General features: G+C 71.3%; 7 protein-coding genes. 6 read left to right on the forward strand and 1 reads right to left on the reverse strand.

The window, feature by feature from the left end:
• The first annotated feature begins 39 nt into the window (after positions 1-39).
• The 6 genes from ACFYMU_RS29585 to proC all read left to right on the forward strand — a co-directional run bounded on the left by ACFYMU_RS29585 (position 40) and on the right by proC (position 4,427).
• Entirely contained in the window at positions 40-321 is a 282-nt protein-coding gene (locus ACFYMU_RS29585) for an SH3 domain-containing protein (RefSeq protein WP_388379608.1), read from the forward strand.
• Between the two features lie 47 nt (positions 322-368).
• The gene (locus ACFYMU_RS29590) at positions 369-860 is read left to right on the forward strand and encodes an EamA/RhaT family transporter (RefSeq protein WP_388379570.1); all 492 of its coding nucleotides are present in this window, start codon (positions 369-371) and stop codon (positions 858-860) included.
• A gap of 68 nt (positions 861-928) precedes the next feature.
• Positions 929-1,723, forward strand: coding sequence for a class I SAM-dependent methyltransferase (locus ACFYMU_RS29595; RefSeq protein WP_388379573.1), 795 nt, complete (start codon positions 929-931; stop codon positions 1,721-1,723).
• A gap of 107 nt (positions 1,724-1,830) precedes the next feature.
• A complete protein-coding gene (locus ACFYMU_RS29600) occupies positions 1,831-2,652 on the forward strand; it encodes an ABC transporter ATP-binding protein (RefSeq protein ID WP_388379576.1) in 822 nt (273 codons plus the stop codon).
• A complete protein-coding gene (locus ACFYMU_RS29605; RefSeq protein ID WP_388379579.1) occupies positions 2,649-3,422 on the forward strand; it encodes an ABC transporter permease in 774 nt (257 codons plus the stop codon). The genes ACFYMU_RS29600 and ACFYMU_RS29605 overlap by 4 nt, the downstream gene beginning before the upstream one ends.
• 192 nt (positions 3,423-3,614) lie before the next feature.
• Positions 3,615-4,427: a pyrroline-5-carboxylate reductase gene (proC, locus tag ACFYMU_RS29610; RefSeq protein ID WP_388379582.1), complete on the forward strand. Its 813-nt coding sequence runs from the start codon at positions 3,615-3,617 to the stop codon at positions 4,425-4,427.
• 56 nt (positions 4,428-4,483) lie between these two features.
• On the opposite strand, the gene trpS is transcribed toward proC, so the two are convergent.
• Positions 4,484-5,482: a tryptophan--tRNA ligase gene (trpS, locus tag ACFYMU_RS29615; RefSeq protein ID WP_388379584.1), complete on the reverse strand. Its 999-nt coding sequence runs from the start codon at positions 5,480-5,482 to the stop codon at positions 4,484-4,486.
• Between the last annotated feature and the right edge of the window lie 577 nt (positions 5,483-6,059).

Genomic DNA, 6,059 nt, shown 5'->3' on the forward strand with positions numbered 1-6,059 from the left:
TCGGTTCTGCTGGCGGGCTCCGCCGCAGGCGCCCTCCTCATGGTGCTGGGCTCGCCCATGTCCGCCTCGGCGCTGACCTACTACCCCGTGGCACCCGGCGTCCAGCTCAACGTCCGCAGCGGCCCGGGCACCGACTACACGGTCGTCACAGTCCTGCCCTCCGGTGCGAAAGTGCCGATCTTCTGCCAGACAACGGGCACGACGGTGACGGGCCCGTACGGCACCAGCAACATCTGGGACAACATCGACAACGGTGAGTACGTCTCGGACGCGTACGTGAACACGGGCAGCGACGGCTACGTGGCCTCGCGCTGCGGTTGACCCAGGGGCGGCGGAACCCCGGTCGTGGCCGGAGTGATAATCGACGCGTGAGCGACGAGAACGGCACTCCGGCCACCCCCCGGGGCCCCCGACCCGAACCGATCCGCTACTTCGGCACGACCTGGGTCGAGCACGACGGCGGCTACCCGATCCGTCGCCTCGCCGTCTGCGTCGGCTCCCTCGCGGCCGCCGCCGTCTCGTGTCTCGTGCTGCGCTTCGCCTACCAGGGCCTGCAGATCGCGGACGTCGGCAAGCCGGTGACCCTGATGGTCGTGGTGATGTTCGCCGTGTGCAGCGCGCTGGCGTTCGGCCACACATGGGGGGCCTTCACCGAGCGCCCCGACCCGGACCGCCAGGCGCGCCTGCGCGGCCTCCTGGCGATCGGCTTCGTGGGCTCGCTGCTCGCCTACTTCGTCCGTTCGCTCAGCGAGGCCCCCGGCGAGAAGGCGCGCCGCGAGGAGTACGAGACGGCCCGCGCCGCGCACGAGAAGCGCGCTTCCCGCCGCACTGGCAACCCGTCCCGCAGACGGAGCCCCTGACCGGAGCCCCTGACCGGCGCCCCGGATTCCTGCCGCCGTGCGGCCCGGCCGCCCACCACCATGGGGGTATGACCGCCTCCTCCGCCTCTTCCGCCCCCTCCCACTCCGCCCGGGCCCGTTCCTTCGACGCCGCCGCGGCCCAGTACGCCGCGAACCGCCCCTCCTACCCGCCCGCGCTCCTCGACGCCCTGGAGGACCTCGCCGGCCGCCCCCTGGCCGGCGCCCGGGTCGCGGACATCGGTGCCGGTACCGGTATCGCCACCGCCCTGCTCCGGGACCGCGGCGCCCACGTGGTCGCCGTGGAACCGGGCGACGGCATGGCGGCGCAGTTCCGCCGGGCCCTCCCCGCCGTGCCCCTCGTGCGCGGCGACGGCAACGCCCTCCCCCTCGCCGCCGCTTCCGCCGACGTCCTCACCTACGCCCAGTCCTGGCACTGGACCGACCCGGTCCGCTCGGTCCCGGAGGCCCTGCGCGTCCTGCGCCCGGGCGGGGCGCTCGCGCTGTGGTGGAACACGGACGCCGGGGACGTCCCGTGGATCGCCGAGCAGGCGGAGCGCGTCAGGAGGTTCTTCGGCACCGGGCAAGCCTCCAAGAGCGGTGCCGGCGGCATCCGGACCGAACGGGCCTTCGCCGGCGCCCCCGTGGTCCCGGCCCACACCCACCGTGTCGTCCGCTGGAGCCGCACGGTCCCCCTCGACACCCATCTGGCGAACATCGGCAGCCATTCGATCTTCCTCGTCCTCGGCGAGGAGGGGGCGAACACCTTCCTCGCCGAGGAGCGGGAACACCTCCTGAAGGTCTTCCCGGGCGGCCTCGTCGAGGAGGTCTACGACGTCGAACTCGTCGTGGCGAGGCGACCGTGAGCGAGCCACCTCGAGCCACCTCGAGCCACCGATGAGATCCGTCACACAATGCCGCGGGTCCGTCAGGCCCTTGACGGTCGATCGACGCCGCGCGCAGTATTCATCGCATGATGAATATTCGTCGGCGGCATCCACCCGGCCTCCCGAACCCGCGGTCCGCCGCCCCCGCTCCCGCCGTCCGCGCCGAACACCTCACCGTCGTACGCGGCTCCCGCACGGTCCTGCGCGGCCTCGGCTTCTCCGTGCCCCGAGGCCAGATCACCGGCCTGCTCGGCCCCTCGGGCTGCGGCAAGACGACCCTCATGCGCGCGATCATCGGCAGCCAGGCCAAGGTCACCGGCACCTTGGACGTCCTCGGCCGCCCCGCGGGCGACCCCGCCCTGCGCTCCCGGATCGGTTACGTCACCCAGGCGCCCTCCGTCTACGACGACCTGACCGTCCGACAGAACCTCGACTACTTCGCCTCGGTCCTGGACCCGGGAGCCACCGCCGCCGACCGCCGCCGCGACATCGCCCGCGTCCTCGACGACATCGACCTCGCCTCGCACGCCGACGCCCTCGCCGGCACCCTCTCCGGCGGGCAGCGGAGCCGCGTCTCGCTCGCGGTCGCGCTCCTGGGCACCCCGGAACTCCTCGTCCTGGACGAGCCGACCGTCGGGCTCGACCCGGTCCTGCGCCGTGACCTCTGGAACCTCTTCCACACCATCGCGGCCGACCGGGGCGCCACGCTCCTCGTCTCGTCCCACGTCATGGACGAGGCCGAGCGCTGCCACCGTCTCCTGCTGATGCGCGAGGGCGAGATCCTCGCCGACGACACTCCGGACGCACTGCGCACCCGCACCGGAGCCGAGACGGTCGAGGGGGCGTTCCTGCACCTGGTGGACGAGGCCGCGGCGAAGAGCGGCGCCGGAAAGGAGACGACCCGATGACCATGCCCCTCCCGCAGCCGACGGGCAGCGCCCTCAACCGCTCCCGTACGACGGCGACGGCCGCCCGGGTACTGCGCCAGCTCCGCCACGACCCGCGCACCGTCGCGCTGATGCTGATCGTGCCGTGCCTCATGCTGTTCCTGCTGCGCTACGTCTTCGACGGCAGTCCGCGCATCTTCGACTCCATCGGGGCCTCGCTGCTCGGGATCTTCCCACTGATCACGATGTTCCTGGTGACGTCGATCGCGACCCTGCGCGAGCGCACCTCCGGCACCCTGGAACGCCTCCTCGCGATGCCCCTGGGCAAGGGCGACCTCATCGCGGGCTACGCCCTCGCCTTCGGCTCCGTGGCGATCATCCAGTCGGCCCTGGCGACCGGCCTGGCGGTCTGGTTCCTGGGCCTGGACGTCACGGGCTCCGCCTGGCTCCTGCTCCTGGTGGCCCTCCTGGACGCCCTGCTCGGCACGGCCCTGGGCCTGTTCGTCTCGGCCTTCGCCGCCTCGGAGTTCCAGGCGGTCCAGTTCATGCCGGCGGTGATCTTCCCGCAGCTGCTCCTGTGCGGACTGTTCACCCCCCGCTCCGCCATGCACCCGGCCCTGGAGGCGATCTCCGACGTGCTCCCGATGTCCTATGCGGTGGACGCCATGAACGAGGTCCTCCGGCACACGGAGATGACGGCCACGTTCGTGCGGGACGTGCTGGTCGTGGCGGGGTGCGCACTGCTGGTGCTGGGACTGGGGGCGGCGACGCTGCGACGCAGGACGGTCTGATCCCCTCGCGCCCACCACCGCGCCCACCACTCACCGCGCCGACAGGGGCCACCGCGCCCGCACAGGCAACCAGGTCGGCCCGGGCCACAAGCGAACCCGAACCCGTGTCCCGCCCTCCGGACACCCGAGCCGCACCACCGCTTCCGGTGCGAGGATGAATCGGACGACGCAACCCCCGGAGGGCACCGCACCATGACCCAGAAAGTCGCAGTCCTCGGCACCGGAAAGATCGGCGAGGCCCTGCTCAGCGGAATGATCCGGGCCGGCTGGGCCCCCGCGGACCTCCTGGTCACCGCCCGCCGCCCGGAACGAGCCGAGGAGCTCCGCACCCGCTACGGCGTCGAACCCGTGGGCAACGCCGACGCCGCCAAGCGCGCCGACACCCTCATCCTGGCCGCCAAGCCCCAGGACATGGGCAGGCTCCTGGACGAACTGGCCCCGCACATCACCGCCGACCGTCTGGTGATCAGCGCCGCCGCCGGCATCACGACCGCCTCCATCGAGGAACGCCTCGGCGAGAACGTCCCCGTCGTCCGCGTCATGCCCAACACTCCCGTCCTGGTGGACGAGGGCATGTCCGTGATCTCCGCCGGTGCGCACGCCTCCGCCGCCCACCTCGCCCACGCGGAGGAGATCTTCGGGGCCGTCGGCAAGACCCTCCGCGTCCCCGAGTCGCAGCAGGACGCCTGCACCGCCCTCTCCGGATCCGGGCCGGCGTACTTCTTCTACCTGGTCGAGGCGATGACCGACGCCGGGATCCTGCTCGGCCTCCCCCGTGACAAGGCGCACGACCTGATCGTCCAGTCCGCGATCGGCGCGGCGGTGATGCTCCGCGACAGCGGGGAGCATCCCGTGAAGCTCCGCGAGAACGTCACATCGCCCGCGGGCACGACGATCAGCGCGATCCGCGAACTGGAGAAGCACGGTGTACGGGCTGCCCTGATCGCGGCGCTGGAAGCGGCCCGCGACCGCAGCCGTGAGCTGGCCTCGGGCAGCACCGGCTGACCGGCGCGCCCACCGCCGAGTCCCGGCGGTGGGCGCCGGCGGTGGGCGCGCGGCACTCAGCCGGCCGGCAGCAGCCCGATGGCCCGATACGCCTCGTCGACCCGCGGTCTGGCCATGTCCCTCGCGCGCCGGGCACCGGCCCGCAGCACCCCGTCCACATGACCGGGGTCCGCGCACAGCTCCTTGTGCCGCTGCCGCAGGGGCCGCAGCACCTCGACCACGGCCTCCGCGGTGTCCTTCTTCAACGCACCGTAGGACGCGTAGGCGGCGCCCAGGGTCTCCGGATCGCCCCCCTCGCACGCGGCCAGGATCTCCAGGAGGTTGGCCACGCCGGGCCGCGCCTCCCGGTCGTAGACGACGTCCGTCCCGCTGTCGGTCACGGCCCGCATGATCTTCTTCCGCACCGCGTCCGGCTCGTCGAGCAGATAGACGACTCCCTGTCCGGAGTCGTCCGACTTCCCCATCTTCGATGTCGGGACCTGCAGATTCATGACCCGTGACGCCACCTTCGGAGGGGTCGCGCGAGGCACCACGAAGGTGTGCCCGTACCGCTGGTTGAACCGCACCGCCAGATCACGCGCCAGTTCCACGTGCTGTGTCTGGTCGTCCCCCACGGGCACCTCGTCCGTCCCGTACGCCAGGATGTCGGCCGCCATCAGCGCGGGATACGTCAGCAGCGACAGCCGCACGCTCCCGCCCCGCTCCCGCTCCCGTGCGGCCTTCTCCTTGTACTGGATCATCCGCCGCATCTCGCCGTCCGTGGCCACGCACTCCATCAGATACGACAGCCGCGCGTGCTCGTCGACATGGCTCTGCACGAACACGGTGCACAACTCGGGGTCGAGCCCCGCCGCGAGCAGCAGGGTCGCCGCCTGCCGGCTGAGCCTGCGCACCCGCGCCGGATCGTGGTCCACGGTCAGGGCGTGCAGATCGACGACGCAGAAAAGGGAGTCGGCCTGGTGCTGGTCCACCTCGGCCCACCGGCGCATGGCTCCCAGGTAGTTCCCCAGTGTCAGATGCCCGGTCGGCTGGATCCCGCTGAAGACCCGTGTCATTGCTCCACCTCCTGGTCTGAGCCGCCGCGCCCGGCCGGCCGCCCTTCAGGAGGGAGATACGGAAACGGCCGCCGGGGCGGCGGCCGTTGAGTGCATACGTGAGTGCGGCCGCCGTCAGGCGGGCCACCACTGCTGGGTACACGTACGCGATGTCATGACGACGAGACTACCTCCCACCGGCGTGGTACGGAGCCGAGTTGACACGCCCCGGACCGATCCGTAGTGTTCTCCGGGTTGTCCGACGTGAGCGCCGACTCCGGTCGGTCCCCGGACGACCATTCCGCAGGTACTCATCGCCAACGGCGACTTGTCGTCGTGCCTATTGGCATGTGTATTCGCGGAACGAGGAATCCATGTCCGAACATGTGTGAGGACGCGGCCCCGATTAGCTCGGGAGACGGGAATCCGCTAAAGTCTCACTCGTCGGAACGGCCCAACAGCCGCAAAGACGACCCGCTCTGACCGGGAATCAGCTCCGAAAGGATCTGATAGAGTCGGAAACACCGAAGGGAAGCGCCCGGAGGAAAGCCGCGAGAGTGTTCTTGCGGTGAGTACGAAGGAAGCGTCCGTTCCTTGA

Origin of the sequence: Streptomyces sp. NPDC007264 (assembly GCF_042869095.1) — a bacterium.
Classification (GTDB): domain Bacteria; phylum Actinomycetota; class Actinomycetes; order Streptomycetales; family Streptomycetaceae; genus Streptomyces.

What these genes read in the sequence shown, in the direction of transcription:
- ACFYMU_RS29585 (WP_388379608.1), top strand. Translation starts at nt 40, where the DNA reads ATGGTGCTGGGCTCGCCCATGTCCGCCTCGGCGCTGACCTACTACCCC.
- ACFYMU_RS29595 (WP_388379573.1), top strand. Translation starts at nt 929, where the DNA reads ATGACCGCCTCCTCCGCCTCTTCCGCCCCCTCCCACTCCGCCCGGGCC.
- ACFYMU_RS29600 (WP_388379576.1), top strand. Translation starts at nt 1,831, where the DNA reads ATGATGAATATTCGTCGGCGGCATCCACCCGGCCTCCCGAACCCGCGG.
- ACFYMU_RS29605 (WP_388379579.1), top strand. Translation starts at nt 2,649, where the DNA reads ATGACCATGCCCCTCCCGCAGCCGACGGGCAGCGCCCTCAACCGCTCC.
- proC (WP_388379582.1), top strand. Translation starts at nt 3,615, where the DNA reads ATGACCCAGAAAGTCGCAGTCCTCGGCACCGGAAAGATCGGCGAGGCC.
- trpS (WP_388379584.1), bottom strand. Translation starts at nt 5,482, where the DNA reads ATGACACGGGTCTTCAGCGGGATCCAGCCGACCGGGCATCTGACACTG.